The 15402-nt window shown below is 50.9% G+C and carries 9 protein-coding genes; 8 read left to right on the top strand and 1 reads right to left on the bottom strand.

What is annotated here, in order from left to right; all coding sequences use genetic code 11:
- The first annotated feature begins 39 nt into the window (after positions 1–39).
- The 5 genes from ACW6QF_RS14830 to ACW6QF_RS14810 all read left to right on the top strand — a co-directional run bounded on the left by ACW6QF_RS14830 (position 40) and on the right by ACW6QF_RS14810 (position 10323).
- Positions 40–1458 (top strand): SusC/RagA family TonB-linked outer membrane protein, encoded by a 1419-nt coding sequence (locus ACW6QF_RS14830; RefSeq protein WP_456088392.1) that lies wholly within the window; start codon positions 40–42, stop codon positions 1456–1458.
- A 15-nt stretch (positions 1459–1473) separates the two neighbouring features.
- Entirely contained in the window at positions 1474–3312 is a 1839-nt protein-coding gene (locus tag ACW6QF_RS14825; RefSeq protein WP_298553918.1) for a RagB/SusD family nutrient uptake outer membrane protein, read from the top strand.
- 82 nt (positions 3313–3394) lie between these two features.
- A complete protein-coding gene (locus tag ACW6QF_RS14820; RefSeq protein WP_456088387.1) occupies positions 3395–5398 on the top strand; it encodes an FAD-dependent oxidoreductase in 2004 nt (667 codons plus the stop codon).
- A 50-nt stretch (positions 5399–5448) separates the two neighbouring features.
- Positions 5449–8451, top strand: a complete 3003-nt coding sequence (locus ACW6QF_RS14815) for an FAD-dependent oxidoreductase (RefSeq protein ID WP_456088386.1) — start codon at positions 5449–5451, stop codon at positions 8449–8451.
- Between the two features lie 6 nt (positions 8452–8457).
- Positions 8458–10323: an FAD-dependent oxidoreductase gene (locus ACW6QF_RS14810; protein ID WP_456088385.1), complete on the top strand. Its 1866-nt coding sequence runs from the start codon at positions 8458–8460 to the stop codon at positions 10321–10323.
- Between the two features lie 74 nt (positions 10324–10397).
- On the opposite strand, the gene ACW6QF_RS14805 is transcribed toward ACW6QF_RS14810, so the two are convergent.
- Positions 10398–12374, bottom strand: coding sequence for a family 20 glycosylhydrolase (locus ACW6QF_RS14805; RefSeq protein WP_456088384.1), 1977 nt, complete (start codon positions 12372–12374; stop codon positions 10398–10400).
- 144 nt (positions 12375–12518) lie between these two features.
- Between ACW6QF_RS14805 and ACW6QF_RS14800 the strand changes: the two genes are divergently transcribed.
- The 3 genes from ACW6QF_RS14800 to ACW6QF_RS14790 all read left to right on the top strand — a co-directional run bounded on the left by ACW6QF_RS14800 (position 12519) and on the right by ACW6QF_RS14790 (position 15345).
- Positions 12519–13244, top strand: coding sequence for a tRNA threonylcarbamoyladenosine dehydratase (locus ACW6QF_RS14800; protein ID WP_456088383.1), 726 nt, complete (start codon positions 12519–12521; stop codon positions 13242–13244).
- 1 nt (position 13245) lies between these two features.
- Complete coding sequence (locus ACW6QF_RS14795) at positions 13246–13914, top strand: ABC transporter ATP-binding protein (protein ID WP_456088382.1); 669 nt, start codon at positions 13246–13248, stop codon at positions 13912–13914.
- 63 nt (positions 13915–13977) lie between these two features.
- Positions 13978–15345: a sodium-dependent transporter gene (locus ACW6QF_RS14790; RefSeq protein WP_456088381.1), complete on the top strand. Its 1368-nt coding sequence runs from the start codon at positions 13978–13980 to the stop codon at positions 15343–15345.
- The last annotated feature ends 57 nt before the right edge of the window (positions 15346–15402 follow it).

The following is a 15402-nucleotide window of genomic DNA, read 5'->3' as shown; positions in this document are numbered from 1 at the left end:
CGTGAAAGAAACACAAAAAATGTTGAAATCCAATGAAAAATAACTATATTTGAACCGTCTAATCAGACGCACTTAGTGGTATACTTTTCAATTACTAAGTGGAGTACTTTTCAGTTATTATCTACAATCATGTATTCATGGGCAGACCGCTATATACTGCAAGCCAATATCCGCTCGGATGGTTCTTCACGCTTTGCCGACGGTCACCGATGGGGTACATTCCCATCCGTCAGTGCAGGTTGGGTTATTTCCGAAGAACCTTGGTTCAACAAGGACGTTGTAGATTATTTAAAGCTACGCGGTTCGATCGGACAATTGGGTAACGAACGCTTAGGTAAGGAATTTCCCTATCAGGCAATTCTCAGTTTTGGTACAGGCTTCATACCAAATGCGACTACAGGAGTGGCAGACGTCGTGCAAACGGCCTACCAGACAGATTATGCTTTCAACGACCTGACATGGGAGACGACAACCACCTATGGTCTCGGAGCTGACATCACCTTGCTAAACAACAGACTTCGTGCATCAGTCGATTATTACTACAAAAAGACGACAGATATGTTAATGGAAGTCGGATTCCCTTCCTATTTCGGTTATAACGCACCGCAAAACAACGCAGCCGATATGAACACGAAAGGTTGGGATCTTGAACTTTCCTGGAGCGATCAAATCAACGATTTCCGCTACGGTGTAAGTTTCAACTTGTCCGATTATCGTTCCAAAATGGGATACATGGCAAACCGACAGAAAATCGATGACAACAAGATCACCGAAGAAGGATCTTATTTTAATGAATGGTACGGATACAAAAGTATGGGCATTATCTTGAATGACGCTGCCATGTCAGATGAAAACGGCAATAAAATTCCGGTTCTGACTAACAATGATAAAGCCGGTAACATACGTTACCAAGATATAGACGGAGACGGCAAGATCACCGCTTCCACCGATCGTGTACGCTTGGGCAATTCCCTACCGGAAATGCAATATGGCGGATCTCTATGGGCTGAATGGAAAGGCATAGATTTTAACTTATCATTTCAAGGGATCGGACATCAATTAGCCTATTGGAATTGGCCCGGTACGCCCTTCAATTATCAAGCATATGCTTGTCCGGTAAATCTGATCGAAAGCCATTGGAGCCCGACAGCGACGGATGCGGAAAATGCCAAGGCAAAATATCCGAAGCTGACGACCAATAGTGCCAATATTTATGCAAAAAGCGACTTCTACATTTTCAACGGAGCTTATATGCGTATCAAAAACATCACATTAGGTTATACGCTCCCATCTGAACTCACGAAGAAGTTTTTTGTCAACAAGCTGAGGGTCTATTTCAGTGCAAATGACCTGCCCGCTTTCTCGAAATATCCCGAAGGATTCGATCCGGAATGGGGGGATCGCACAAAAGACCTAATTATGTCTTCTTACATCTTTGGCTTGAATGTTTCATTTTAATTAAAGAATCCTGTTATGAACAAAATAAACAAATATCTATTGACCGGAATAGTCGCACTAAGCATGACAGCCTGTGCCGACCTCGACCTAAATCCGCTTTCCGAAGGATCGAGCGAAAATTGGTATCACGATGAAACCGAAATAGAAATGGCACTTAACGATTTGTGGAGACCGGACTTCTTCCCGATCGATGCTATCTATTGGGATGATGATTTGTTGAACCGCAATGGTTCCAACGAAGTTACGCTCGGGACAGTCACTTCTCAATGGGGAACCTCCTCCACACGTTGGAGCTCCTTATACAAGTCCATCGCCCGTGCAACAAAAGTAATCCAAGCATTGGACAATGGCTCTGCGACCGGAATCAGCGAAAGCAAAGTAAACCAATACAAAGGAGAGGCTTACTTCATGTTGGGGTTTGCTTATTGTGAACTGACTGCCTATTATGGAGATTGCGTGTTGAATAAAGGTATGACTTTAGATGAAGCATACGCAGCGACCCGCTCACCCAAAAGCGAAGTACTTGCATATGCTTTCGAGTGTTTGGACAAAGCAGCCGAATACCTGCCCGACTCCTACAAAGGCCAGCAACGACCGACCAAAGGAGCCGCCCTCGGTTTCAAAGCCCGTTTTGCCCTTTTCCACGAAGACTGGCAAACCGCTGTCGATGCTGCACAAAAATGCATGGAGCTCGGAGTCTACAAATTGCACGACAATTATAGGGAAATGTTCCAAGCATCCAGTTCTCCCGAATTCATGTTTTATTTCAAAGGCGACTTGACATTAAAGAAAGGATACGGTTTCATGGAAAATGTACGTGACTTTGTCATACGCAAAATCGGCGGTCACTGTAACCAAAGTCCATCATTGGAACTGTTCTGTTCCTACACCTGCACGGACGGTTTGCCTATTGACAAGTCACCGCTCTATAATCCGAAAGATCCGTTTGCCAACCGAGACCCGCGCCTGGCGATGACGATCCAACCTTTCAAAACTAAATACTCTGCCGATTATGCAGAATATGAACAGTCCAAAAAAGACGGGACATTCCCTGAAAAATATCCGGACTATATCACATTAGGTTACGAATTCAATCCCAGTCCTTATGCAAATACAGTCTACGAAGTCTCTACCGGTAAGATGGTAGTCAACACCGACTCCAAAGCATCGAATCAACATTCTGCTTATAACGGACTGATTCTCCGCAAATTCGTAAAGGATGACTGGAAAGATTTCAACAATTATAATCTGAAAGCAGACAACTGCTATCCATACCTGCGTTATGCCGAGATATTGATGACTTATGTGGAAGCGAAGAACGAAATGGGACAATGTACACAAGATGATTTGGACAAAACGATCAATCAGATCCGGGAACGTGCCTATCGCGAAACGGGTATCGCTTACCCTCGCGTAGAAATGCAATCACAAGAAGCTCTGCGTAAAATTATCCGTATGGACCGCCGTTCGGAATTTGCGTTCGAGGGGATACGTTATCGCGACCTGCTGCGTTGGCGCATTGCTGAAAAATCGCACAACAAGTCCATGTATTACTTGAATCGCGCTTGGTCTAATTCTGCCAATTGGAATGGTTTGACCGGCAATGAATCAAACATCGAATTGTCTCAAGACTTCATAACTTTGTTAAAGAACTGGGACGAAGGCAATTATCCCATCGGTGGCATACCGGCAATCGATGAAAACGGGCTGCCCAATCTTGCTCCTATGGAAAGTGCCGGATATATCACCACGTTTTACAAAATGTCTTTTGACCCAACTAAAAACTATCTGTGGCCTATTCCAGCCAATGATATCTTGGTCAACGGCAATCTGACGCAAAACAACGGATATTGATTCGTAACAATCGAAGCCTCGATTTTGGCATTTCAACAATGAGAACCTATAATCGAGGCTTCGTTTAACAAATATCACCATTATGAAGTACAAACTATTTCCTCTTATTCTTTGTATAGCATTATTTTCCTGCCATCTAAAAAACAAGGAAAATATATCCGCTTCTGCCAAAGAAGTTGACATTTGCATTTACGGGGGAACATCCGCAGGCGTTGTAGCTGCCTACTCTGCAAAAAAAATGGGTAAATCCGTCCTTCTGATTGAACCGGGGAAATATTTAGGAGGTATGACAACCGGCGGTCTCGGGATGACGGATATCGGGAACAAATATGCAGTTACCGGATTGGCACGCCTTTTCTATCGTCGCATTGGAGAGCATTATAATAAATTCGAGCAATGGACCTTCCCGCCGAGTGTCGCGACTGCAACCATGAACCGCTTTGTGAAAGATGCAGATTTAGATGTCCTGTATTATCGCCGCATAACAGATGCTCAAGTCCGGAATAAAAGAATAAAAAGTATCACGTTGGAAGACTCCCGGCAACCGGATGAAAAGACCTTGATACAGGTCAAGGCCAAACAATTCATCGATTGTTCGTATGAAGGCGATTTGATGGCAAAAGCCGGCGTCTCCTACTTTGTCGGACGTGAAGGAAACGAAGAACAGGACGAGACCCTCAACGGAGTCCAGATGTCTATCTGGCACCAATTTCCGGACGGAGTCGACCCGTATCTGAAAGAAGGAGATCCGAACAGTGGCTTATGTTGGGGAATCCAACCGAACACACTGCAAGAAAGAGGTAGCGGAGATAAACTCGTACAAGCATACAATTTCCGCCTATGCCTCACCGACAAGAAAGAGAATCAACGCCCGTTCGAGAAACCGGCGAACTATGATCCGGCCAAATACGAACTATTGGCACGTGCTATCCGTAAAATGGATTTACACATAGACAATTATCTCTTATTCAACTGGGGCATGATGCCGGATAATAAATATGATGTGAATAACCGAGGGCCGCTATCGACCGATATGATCGGTATGAACTATGAATATCCGGATGGCGACTACGCAACCCGCGAACGGATCTGGCAGGAACATGTAGACTACACAAAAGGGCTACTCTATTTCCTTACACACGATGAAAGAGTTCCCGCCGAACTTCGCGACCAGGTTTCCAGATTCGGATGGGCGAAAGATGAATTTGTAGACAATGATAACTTCCCGACCCAGCTATACGTGCGTGAAGCCCGCCGTCTGAACGGGGAATATATCATGACGCAAAAGAATTGCCAGGGAGAAGAGACTGTGGGAGATGCGATCGGAATGGCTGCCTACGGGATGGACTCCCATAATTGCCAACGTATCGTGACAAACGGTATGGTGAAAAATGAAGGGGATGTCCAATATCATGGCTTCCCACCCTATCCGATCTCGTATAAGAGCATTACGCCTAAACGCGAAGAATGTACTAATCTACTGGTCCCCGTATGTATTTCTTCCACCCATATCGCTTTCGGATCGATCCGGATGGAACCGGTCTTTATGGTGCTGGGACAGTCGGCAGCCGTAGCATCGGCATTAGCGATCGACGATAATACCGACGTCCAGACAATAGACGTAATCAAGCTGAGGAGAATCCTGAAAGAGAATCCTTATCTGGATGGTTCCACTCCGGAAATATTAGTCGATGACAGCGATATAGACAAAATAGGAAGATCCGGACATTGGCAAAAAAGTTTCGGAGCACATTACAAGAACAGCTTCTTAAAGTCGGCGAACCAGAAGAACGACTGCTCTTTCACCTTTATGCCTGTTATCAAAAAAGCGGACACATATGAAGTTTTCTTTTACTGCACAGCCCTTCCCGACCAAGAGATGCCCGAAGTTATGGCTTTTGACATTACCGGAAAAGGAGGCACCAAGCAAGTAGAAATATCGCCCAGATCTTATAAAGGTTCATGGGTAAGTTTAGGCACATACGAGTTTGAGAAAGGTAGCTGGACATCCTCTATCAGGATTGACGGCAGCCGTTCGAAAGGAGCCTTATTTGCCGATGCGATTATATTAGTTCCTAAAAAATAAAATTCTTATCTTTATGGCTCCCATAAAGACCAGTATAAAAAGAGAATACCATGATTACACGACGTGATTTTTTAAAAGTAACGGCGGCAGGAGGCGCATTAGCCTCTTTAGGTAGCGTGACGGAAGCAAAGGCCGCGATGCAGTCAGCCGTTCCCGATGAAGGGTTCTGCCATGAAGGGGCGCGTAAGATTCCGGTGATTGCAGAAGCAGACCTTGTGGTCGCGGGAGGAAGTGCACGTGCCATTGCCGCCGCTGTGGCCGCAGCGAAAGCGGGCAGCCGGGTTTATCTGATCGGCTATATGCCTTATTTAGGTGAAGACATATGCGGCTCGCATCTCTACGAACGGGAGGAAGGGGAAAAACCGCAGACGGCACTTGCACGCAAGCTCTTTCCGGGGAAAAATTTCCCGACTCCGCTTCATATAAAGAAAACGCTGGAAGACGAGCTGATCGACAACAACGTCCGGTTCCTTTACAGCAGCTACGTGACGAATGTGCTGACAGACCCGTCCGGTAAACCTGCGGGCGTCGTGATGGCAAACCGTTCGGGCAGACAGGCTATCCGCTGCAAAGCGATTATCGACGCGACACACAATGCTTCCGTTGCCGCGCTATCAGGAGCGGAACGTAAACCTTTTACCGCCGGTATGCAGGAATTCTGCTATACCGTAGTAGGAAATACCCCGAAAGAAGCGCCTGAAATTATCCGGGCCGAAGCGTTGTCCCAGCCCGTCAAGGTTGGCGAAAAAAACTATCCGGTCACCCGCTACACATTCCGTTTACCACTCAAAGACGACTCGTATGCTTCACTGGCGGAGGCCGAACAGATCATCCGTAACCGGACCTGGGACATAGAACAGGTCGATAGCTCGGATCTGCTCTGGTATATTCCGAAACAGACGATTATCAGCGAGAAGGCATATAACGGGAATCCGGCATCCCTCCGCAAACTGCCGATGCAAGCGTTCAAATCAAAGAATATCGCGAACCTGTGGGTACTCGGTCCCTGTGCAGAGATACCGAGAGAGCTGGCAGGCCAAGTGATGCGCCCCGTACCGGCCCTGTTCATTGGAGAAATGATGGGCGAGATGGTCGCCGGACAGATAAAGGATATGCCCGTACCGGCCCAGGCCACCGTCCGCCAACCGAAAGTAAACGCTTCGAACTACGGAGAAACAGGCGAACTGCTTTCCCCGCTCCGTCCGTCCCTGCAAAAAGGCTTCGTAGATTCCCCCGCAGGTGCACTTCCGGTTTTAGGAAGTTATGACGTCGTGGTAATGGGAGGCGGCACGGCAGGCGCTTCAGCCGGCATATCGGCAGCCAAACAGGGAGCCGATACATTAGTGCTGGAATACCTGCACGGGCTTGGCGGATTGAGCACGTTAGGGATGATCGGGGTCTACTGGGACGGCTTCCGGGGCGGATATACGGCCCATATAGACAAGTGTGTCCTGGCAATGGCCCCCGAAGACCATCCGAGACAGCCCAAAGGGGAAGGACGTTTCCCCGCCGACTGGAAAATGGAATGGCATCGCAAAGAACTGTTACAGGCAGGAGGCAAACTCTGGTTCGGCGTGATGGGATGCGGGGCTTTGACTGAAGGGAACCAGGTAAAAGGAGTCGTAGTCGCCACCCCCTTCGGACGAGGCGTCATCCTGTCCAAAGTTCTGATCGACAGTACCGGAAGCGCAGATATAGCCATTGCAGCCGGTGCAGCGTTCGATTATACTGGTAAAAAAACACTCGCCGTACAAGGTGCGGGAACCGGCAAATGGGCGCCGGGCGACTATTACAACAATAACGACTGGCTGTTCGTTGATGACACGGATATCCTGGATGTCTCACGCGCTTTCGTCCAAGCCAAGACAAAACTGGAAGGGCAATACGACCTGGTCAAAATTCCCCAGACACGCGAACGCCGCCGGATCATAGGCGACTACATCATCTCGGTCTACGACGTGATCAACCACCGCCGTTACCCCGACACGATCTCTTACCACAAAAGTTCGTTCGACACGCACGGCATGATCATCGACCCGTTCTTCATCCTGAACCCGCCGGAAAAGCGGCACAAGATCTATGATGCGGATGTCCCGTTGCGCTGTCTGTTACCGAAAGGATTGGAAGGTATCCTGACAACCGGCCTGGGAGCAAGTGCCCACCGGGATGCCATGCCGGTGATCCGTATGCAGCCCTGCCTGCAAAACCAGGGATATGCAGTCGGTTACCTTTCCGCCTTGTGTGTCAAGGAAAACAAATCTCCCCGAAAGATAGACATCAAGAAGGTACAACGCCATTTAGTCAAGATCGGCAACCTTCCGGAACGGGTGTTGACGGATAAGGAGTTCAAGGGATTCAGCAATTCCGAGATGAAAAAGGCGCTCGCCGGCGTGACAGACAACTACAAAGGACTCGAAATATTGCTGACCGATCCCGAACGTTGCATCCGGCTCGCCGGCAAACAAATCGCCGGAGCAACCATGCCGGAAGAGAGAGTGATCCTTGCCAGCATCCTTTGTATCTTAGGTGAAGGGAAGCATGCTCCGATACTGGCAGAAGCCATCCGGCAATATAAGGATTGGGACGAAGGCTGGCACTATACCGGCATGGGACAGTTCGGCATGTGCCTCAGCCGCCTGGATGCTCTGATCACCTCATTAGGGAATGCCCGCGACACTTCTACACTTCCCGCCGTACTCGAAAAGGCAAAGAAGTTGGAGCCGGAAGACTATCTCTCCCACTTCCGTGCCATCGCCATGGCCACCGAGGCAATTGGCAGCCGCGAAGCCGTTCCCGTACTGGCGACCCTGCTGACGACACCGGGCGTACGGGGCCATTCGATCCTTTCGTATGCCGAAGCACGCAGCAGTGCCGTTCCCGACCTCAACGACACGTCCACCCGTAACCTCGCATTAAAGGAATTGCATCTGGCAAGAGCCCTTTACCTATGCGGCGACCAGGACGGCATCGGGGAAGAGGTGCTCCGTCGGTACGCCGACGGTCTGCAAGGCCATTACGCACGTTATGCAAATGAAATATTAAACAGTAAATAATGCCTTATGAGAAAGAAAACACTTATACTCTCTCTCCTTTTGGCCTGTGCGGCCGCATTCGGCCAGTCGTCCTACGACCTGGTGATCGTCGGCGGCAACCCCGGAGGCATCATGGCAGCCATCTCGGCCGCCCGGATGGGGAAGAAATCGGTGATACTCGAACGTACCCGCTATGTCGGCGGACTTCCCGCCAACGGACTCGGAGCAACCGACATCGCCACCCGTGCCGCAACGACCGGCCTGTTCCGTGAGTTTGTGGACGGAGTGAAACAATACTATATCGACACCTACGGCCCTGACTCCGAGCAGGTGAAGGTATGCAGCGACGGCTACCATTTCGAACCCTCCGTCGGGGCACGCATCTTCCAGAAGATGCTCGACGGGCAGAAGGACAAGATCACCGTCCTCACCATGCGCCAGTTCGATGCCGAAGACGAAAACATCGTCATGCGCGACAACCGCATCGAGAAGATCCGCATCCTGAACCGGGAAACCGGGGAGATGGAGGAATACACCGGTTCGGTATTCCTGGATGCCACCTACGAAGGTGACCTCGGAGCCGCCGCCGGCGTTCCTTTCCGCGTAGGGCGCGAAGGGAAAGACGAGTTCGGCGAGCCCGGAGCCGGACGCGTCTACAAGTATTGGGGCGGTCCGGAAGGTGACGGCAGCACGTTCAAGAAAGACAATGCCGTGCAGTCCTACAATTACCGCCTCTGCCTGACCAACAATCCGGCGAACCGCGTGGCTTTCACCAAACCGGCCCGTTACAACCGCGAAGACTATGCCTCCATCGTGGAGGACGTCTGGACCGGACGCAACACGGATGCCGCCATGCAACGCGTGACTTCCGAAATGATGGAAGAGAACCGGAAGCATATCAAGGCCGGCAACCCCTCCAAACTTCCGGGCGACAAATGGGGGATCGCCAAGATCACCAACATCGTCCATGTCCCGAACATGAAGACGGACGCCAATAACCAGCACGGCGTGTTCGTATCGACCGACCTGCCGGAAGAGAACTGGCCCTGGCCCACCTCTTCGTGGGAATGGCGCGACAAGTTCGCCCAACGTCTGCGTGACTATACCGAAGGGCTTTTCTGGTTCGCCCAGAACGATCCCGAACTGCCCGCCCACTTCCGTAAAGCGGCAAAAGAATGGGGACTTTCGAAAGACGAATACACGGATAACGGGCATTTTCCACGCCAGGTCTACGTCCGCGAAGGCCGTCGTTTCGAAGGCGCCTACTTCTTTACCGCCAACGATGCCATTCCGGTAACGATCGGCAGTCGCCCGCCCATCCACGAAAGCAGCATAACGGCGAGCCATTATGCGCTGGACTCGCATGCGGTACGGAAAAGAGAAGAAGGGAGGGTGCATCTGGACGGTTTCCTGAGCTATCCGTCGGCAGTTTACACAGTCCCTTATGGCGTGATGGTCCCGAAAGAGGTGGACAACCTCCTGTTGCCCGTCCCGGTGTCGGGTTCGCACATCGGATTTTCCACCCTGCGCATGGAGCCCTGCTGGATGGCGATGGGACAGGCCGCCGGTATCGCTTCGGCCCTTTCGATCGATGGAAAGGTGAAGGTGCAGAACATCAACCTCTCCCGCCTGCAGGACAAGCTGGTCGACCAGAAGGCTACGCTCATGTATTTCAAGGATGTGGATTACACGAGTCCCCACTTCCGCATGGTGCAATATTTGGGACTGCGAGGCTATCTCCCCGAATGGAATGCCCGCCTGCAAGACCCGGTGGATGCGGCGACATTAGCCGCCTGGGAAAAACTGGGCGGAACGGACCTGACGGGCATCGAAGCCGGGAAAGCGACAAGGCTGGCGGCTTTGCAAATGATTTATCAGAAAATAAAGAAATAGGTTTCACCTAAAGTAAAAATGCCCCTGTACCCTAACATGGAGGATACAGGGGCATTCCAACCCGTATTCGGCGGTTATTCGAAGGACTTGCAATAGTTCAAGACTTCCACATTACGAATCGAGCTCTTGAAATCTCCCGCTTTTTCCAACGGGAACACCAATGTGCGGACATAATTCATCGAATCTTTTCCTCCGTTGAAATACTGTTTCCGGATAGTCAGATCCTCTTTCAACTTTCCGTCGATGTAAAGCCGCGTAGATTTCTCGTCCCCAGTAATGGTTACCGACGCGGTCTCTTCGGGATAGAACTGGTAGTTGAAGGTATTCAGATAGCCATCGCGGATAAATCCCAACTTTCCGGAAGCCGGATCAGACAGGTAAAAGACGGCGTCAGGCGAACGGAACAACTCGGTTCCCTTTTCCTCCGTCTCCGCTTTGATATCGAAAGAGACGGTGTAATGGTAGCCGATCTCTTTCAATCCCGTTTCCATTCCCGGCTTCAACGTTTCGAGGTTGTAGACGGCACGCGGTTTCGTCCCGATACGTCCGGCGACGTTCACGCCCGGCGCTTCGCTGATTGCCATCCGTGCACTGTTGAATTCTTCATACGGGACGGCACAATCCTTCCCTGTCCACATTTTGACGGCCAACGTCTGCAGGGCGGGAAACACGCGGTAGTGAATATCCTTCGTACTGATGCCGTTGCCCGCATGGTCGTTCCAGACGGCAAACATACCGCCTTTGATCTGCTTATGCTTTTCGGGGAACACCTCTTTCCCGACATGGGCGGGCGTCCATTCCTTATAAAGCATTTCCGTATTCAGGTAATCGTAATAATAGCCGGCTGCGGGAACGATATACAGGTATCCGTCGGGAATGCTGATCAGGTCATACCCTTGCTTGATCATCTCTTTCGGATCGGCATAGCCGTTATACCAGGCACTCATCAACACATTCTTCGACTTGACAGGCGTCTCGCCCTTCGCATGCGTCAAGGCTCCCCAGACACAAGCCTGCTTGCCGAAACCTTCCACGAAACGGATATAATGATCGGTGAAAGCACGGAATTTCTCCACCACATCCTGCTTCTTGTTGGAATATTCGTCCGTTCCGATATGGACGCGTTTGCCGGCAAAGACCGGATTGCGCCCCTCCAGGTACTCGCGGAAAAGAGCGTCTACGAACTCGTATGTTTCAGGCTTGAACAGGTCGAGATGGTCCATGCCGTATTCCGCACTTCCGATCTCCGGCTTGTATTGTGTAAGTGCAAGCGAATGGGCCGGCACGTCTATCTCCGGGATAATCTCCACACCCAGGCTGTCGGCGAGTTGTTGCAGGGCGATAAACTCCTTTTTCGTATAATAGCCGTCACGGGCGGTCAGGCCGGGGAAAGTTTCGCATTCGAGGCGGAAAGCCGAATAGGTCTTGTTCCAGTCGTGGTTGTAATACTGCTTGAAGGCATTATCGTTCAGATGGATCTGGAAGGTGTTCATCTTATAGTAAGCCATCATCTTCACATAGTCGCGCAACATGCTCATCGGGATAAACTTACGTCCGCAATCCATCATAAAGCCACGGATCGCATAATCGGGATAATCGCGGGCCGTTCCTTTCGGCAAAGCCTGGTCAGCCTGCTGTTCGGTCAGTTGCAGCAACGTGCGGGTAGCCCAATACAGTCCCTTGCTCTTGGGAGCGGCAACGGTGACGCGGTCGGTGATCTTCATCGTGTAGCCTTCCTCTCCCAAACGGTTGTCGGACGAAAGGGACAAAACAAAATCGCCGGCAGCGGCACGGCCTTGCACGACCTTCATGCGGCGGCCGAACATCAGTTCATAATCTTCGGCAAACTGGTTGGCGACACGGGCCACGGCCGGATCTTTTCCGGTATAGACGATCCGGGATGTCGCCGTAGGGGTGAACATTCCCTGACTTCCTCTCCACTCCTGCAATTCAGGGATGACGAACGGTTTCTTGTTATTTGCGGCGTCTGCCTTCTGAGGTAATAACAATAATAATGCTGCCGAAAGCAGCCAATAGAGTTGTATCTTCATAGGTATTTGAATTTATTGCGGACAAAGATACAAATTATTCCTTATCCGCCACAACCGGAAGCACCGGCCCGTTTTCGTTAAAAGATGACTAAATAGCAGGGCGTTTCTGAATGATTTATTACTTTTGCATTCAAAATCATTTTAATGAGTTACAATTGGAACACACGGACGGAGCTTTTGTTAGGGGCCGACCGGATGGAACAGCTTGCACATAGCCATGTGCTGATAGTAGGATTAGGAGGTGTGGGCGCTTATGCCGCCGAACAGATATGCCGGGCCGGAATCGGCCACATGACGATTGTCGATGCAGACACGGTGAACGAGAGCAATATCAACCGCCAACTGCCGGCGTTACATTCGACGTTAGGAATGCCGAAAGCCGAAGTCGTAGCCCGTCGCCTGTCGGATATCAATCCGAGGCTGAAACTAAACGTCCTGAACGAGTTCCTGCGCGACGAGCGGACGGAAGAGGTGCTCTCGGCGACCCGGTATGATTTCGTCATCGACGCGATCGACTCCCTCAGCCCGAAGGTATTCCTTTTATATCACGCTTATAAGAAAGATATCCCCGTCGTTTCCTCGATGGGCGCCGGAGCCAAACGGGACCCGTCGCAGGTCAGGATCGCGGATATATCGAAGACCTGCAACTGCGGCCTGGCGAAAGCCGTACGCAAGCGGCTGCGCGGATTGGGTGTAAACAGAGGAATCCCGGTTGTCTTCTCCACCGAGATCGCCAATCCGGATGCCATCATAGAAGTGGAAGGCGAGCAATGCAAACGCACCACGACCGGCACGGTATCTTATATGCCTGCCATATTCGGATGCTACTTAGCCTCCTATGTCATTAACCAAATGAAAGCAGAAGACTGACATGATACAAACAGAAGGAATAACCAAGAGCTTCGGCTCCCTGCAAGTATTGAAAGGAATCGACCTGACGATAGGCGAGGGCGAGGTCGTGGCGATTGTCGGCCCGAGCGGGGCAGGCAAGACGACCCTGCTTCAGATCATCGGGACGCTGGATGCTCCCGATAGCGGCAAACTATATATAAACGGGACGGAAACCGTACGTCTTTCCGAAGAAAAACTGGCCGCTTTCCGCAACCGGAACATCGGCTTCGTCTTCCAGTTCCACCAGCTTTTGCCGGAGTTCACGGCTTTGGAGAACGTGATGATCCCGGCACTGATCGCCCGTGAAAAACCGGCTGCGGCAGAGAAAAGGGCGAAGGAGATCCTCGACTTCATGAACCTGACGGACCGGATGTCCCACAAGCCCAACGAGCTGTCGGGCGGAGAGAAACAGCGCGTAGCCGTTGCCCGCGCCCTCATCAACAACCCGTCCGTGATCCTTGCCGACGAACCTTCGGGCAGTCTGGACACCAAGAATAAGGAAGAATTGCACAAGCTCTTCTTCGACCTGCGCGACCAGATGCACCAGACATTCGTGATCGTCACGCACGACGAGCAACTGGCAACCGATACGGACCGCGTGATCCACATCAAGGACGGAACGGTCCAACAGTCGGAAGAGGAAAGTTGAAAAGGGAAAGTGACAAGAGGGCTATTATTTCTTAATTTTTAATTCTTAATTATTCATTCAAACATGGCGGACAACAGAGTCACATTCGGTAGCAAACTCGGAGTTATCCTAGCTACCGTAGGATGCGCCGTAGGATTGGGAAGCATCTGGCGTTTTCCCTATATGTTAGGAACGAACGGCGGTGCCGCGTTCCTGCTCATCTATATTCTTTTCATGATATTCTTAGGCATTCCGGTGATGGTAACCGAATTCTTCATCGGCCGGTACTCCCGCAGCAACACGGTCGGCTCGTTCAAGAAGATGGCCCCCGGAACCAAATGGTGCTGGATCGGATACAACGGCATCCTGGCCGCCTTCCTGATCTTAGGCTTCTATGCGGTCGTCTCCGGCTGGACACTCGAATATGTCTGGCAGACGGTGAACGGCAGCCTTTACAGTACGCCAGGCGTGGACTTTACCGCCGACTTCGACAACTTCTCTTCCAATGTCTGGCGACCGATCTTCTGGACGGCGATCTTTATCGGGCTGACGCATTTCGTGATCGCTTCGGGTGTGGAGAAAGGGATCGAGCGGGCTTCCAAGATCATGATGCCGCTCCTGTTCCTCATCCTGGTCGTGATGTGCATACGTTCCGTCACGTTGCCGAATGCGGAAGCGGGGCTGGTGTACCTGTTCAAACCGGATTTCAGCAAGCTGACTTCATCCGTCGTGCTGAGTGCCGTCGGGCAGGCGTTCTTCTCGCTGAGCCTCGGCATGGGTTGCCTGATTACCTATTCTTCTTATTTCGGAAAAGACACCAATATGCTGGCGACGGCCTGGCAGGTGACGATCATCAATACCTTCGTGGCGGTCCTGGCGGGGATCATGATCTTCCCGGCCGTCTTCAGCTTCGGGATCGCCCCGTCGGCAGGCGCCCAACTGGTATTCATCACCCTGCCCAACGTATTCGAGCAGTTGCCGTTCAGCAGCTTGTGGTCGCTTATCTTCTATATCCTGCTGGCGATGGCGGCGCTGACTTCCACCATTTCCCTGCATGAGGTGGTTACCGCCTATATCCATGAAGAGTTCCATATGACACGGAAGAAAGCGGCCTGGTTCGTCTCTGCCGGCGTTTTATTCTTAGGCATACTCAGTTCACTCTCGTTCGGGTTATTGAAAGAGTTCACGATAGGCGGACTGATCTTTTTCGATGCGCTGGATTACCTGACGGCCAAGATCATGTTGCCGTTAGGGGGAATGCTGACCTGCATCTTCGTCGGGACGCGTGTCGACAAGAAGATCCTGAAAGCCGAGCTGACCAACGAAGGGACGATCAAGTTCCGCCTCTTCTCCATCTATGTCTTCTTCATGAAATACGTCTCCCCGATCGTCATCGGCATCGTATTCCTAAACGAACTGGGCCTGCTCGACCAGTTGAAGAAACTATTTTAAAATAAACCGGGAAGTCCCTTGCTTATCCGCAGGGAACTTCTACCTTTGTGAAAGAGT

The organism is Parabacteroides sp. (assembly GCF_977054455.1).
This window is presented reverse-complemented; position numbering and strand designations above follow the sequence as displayed.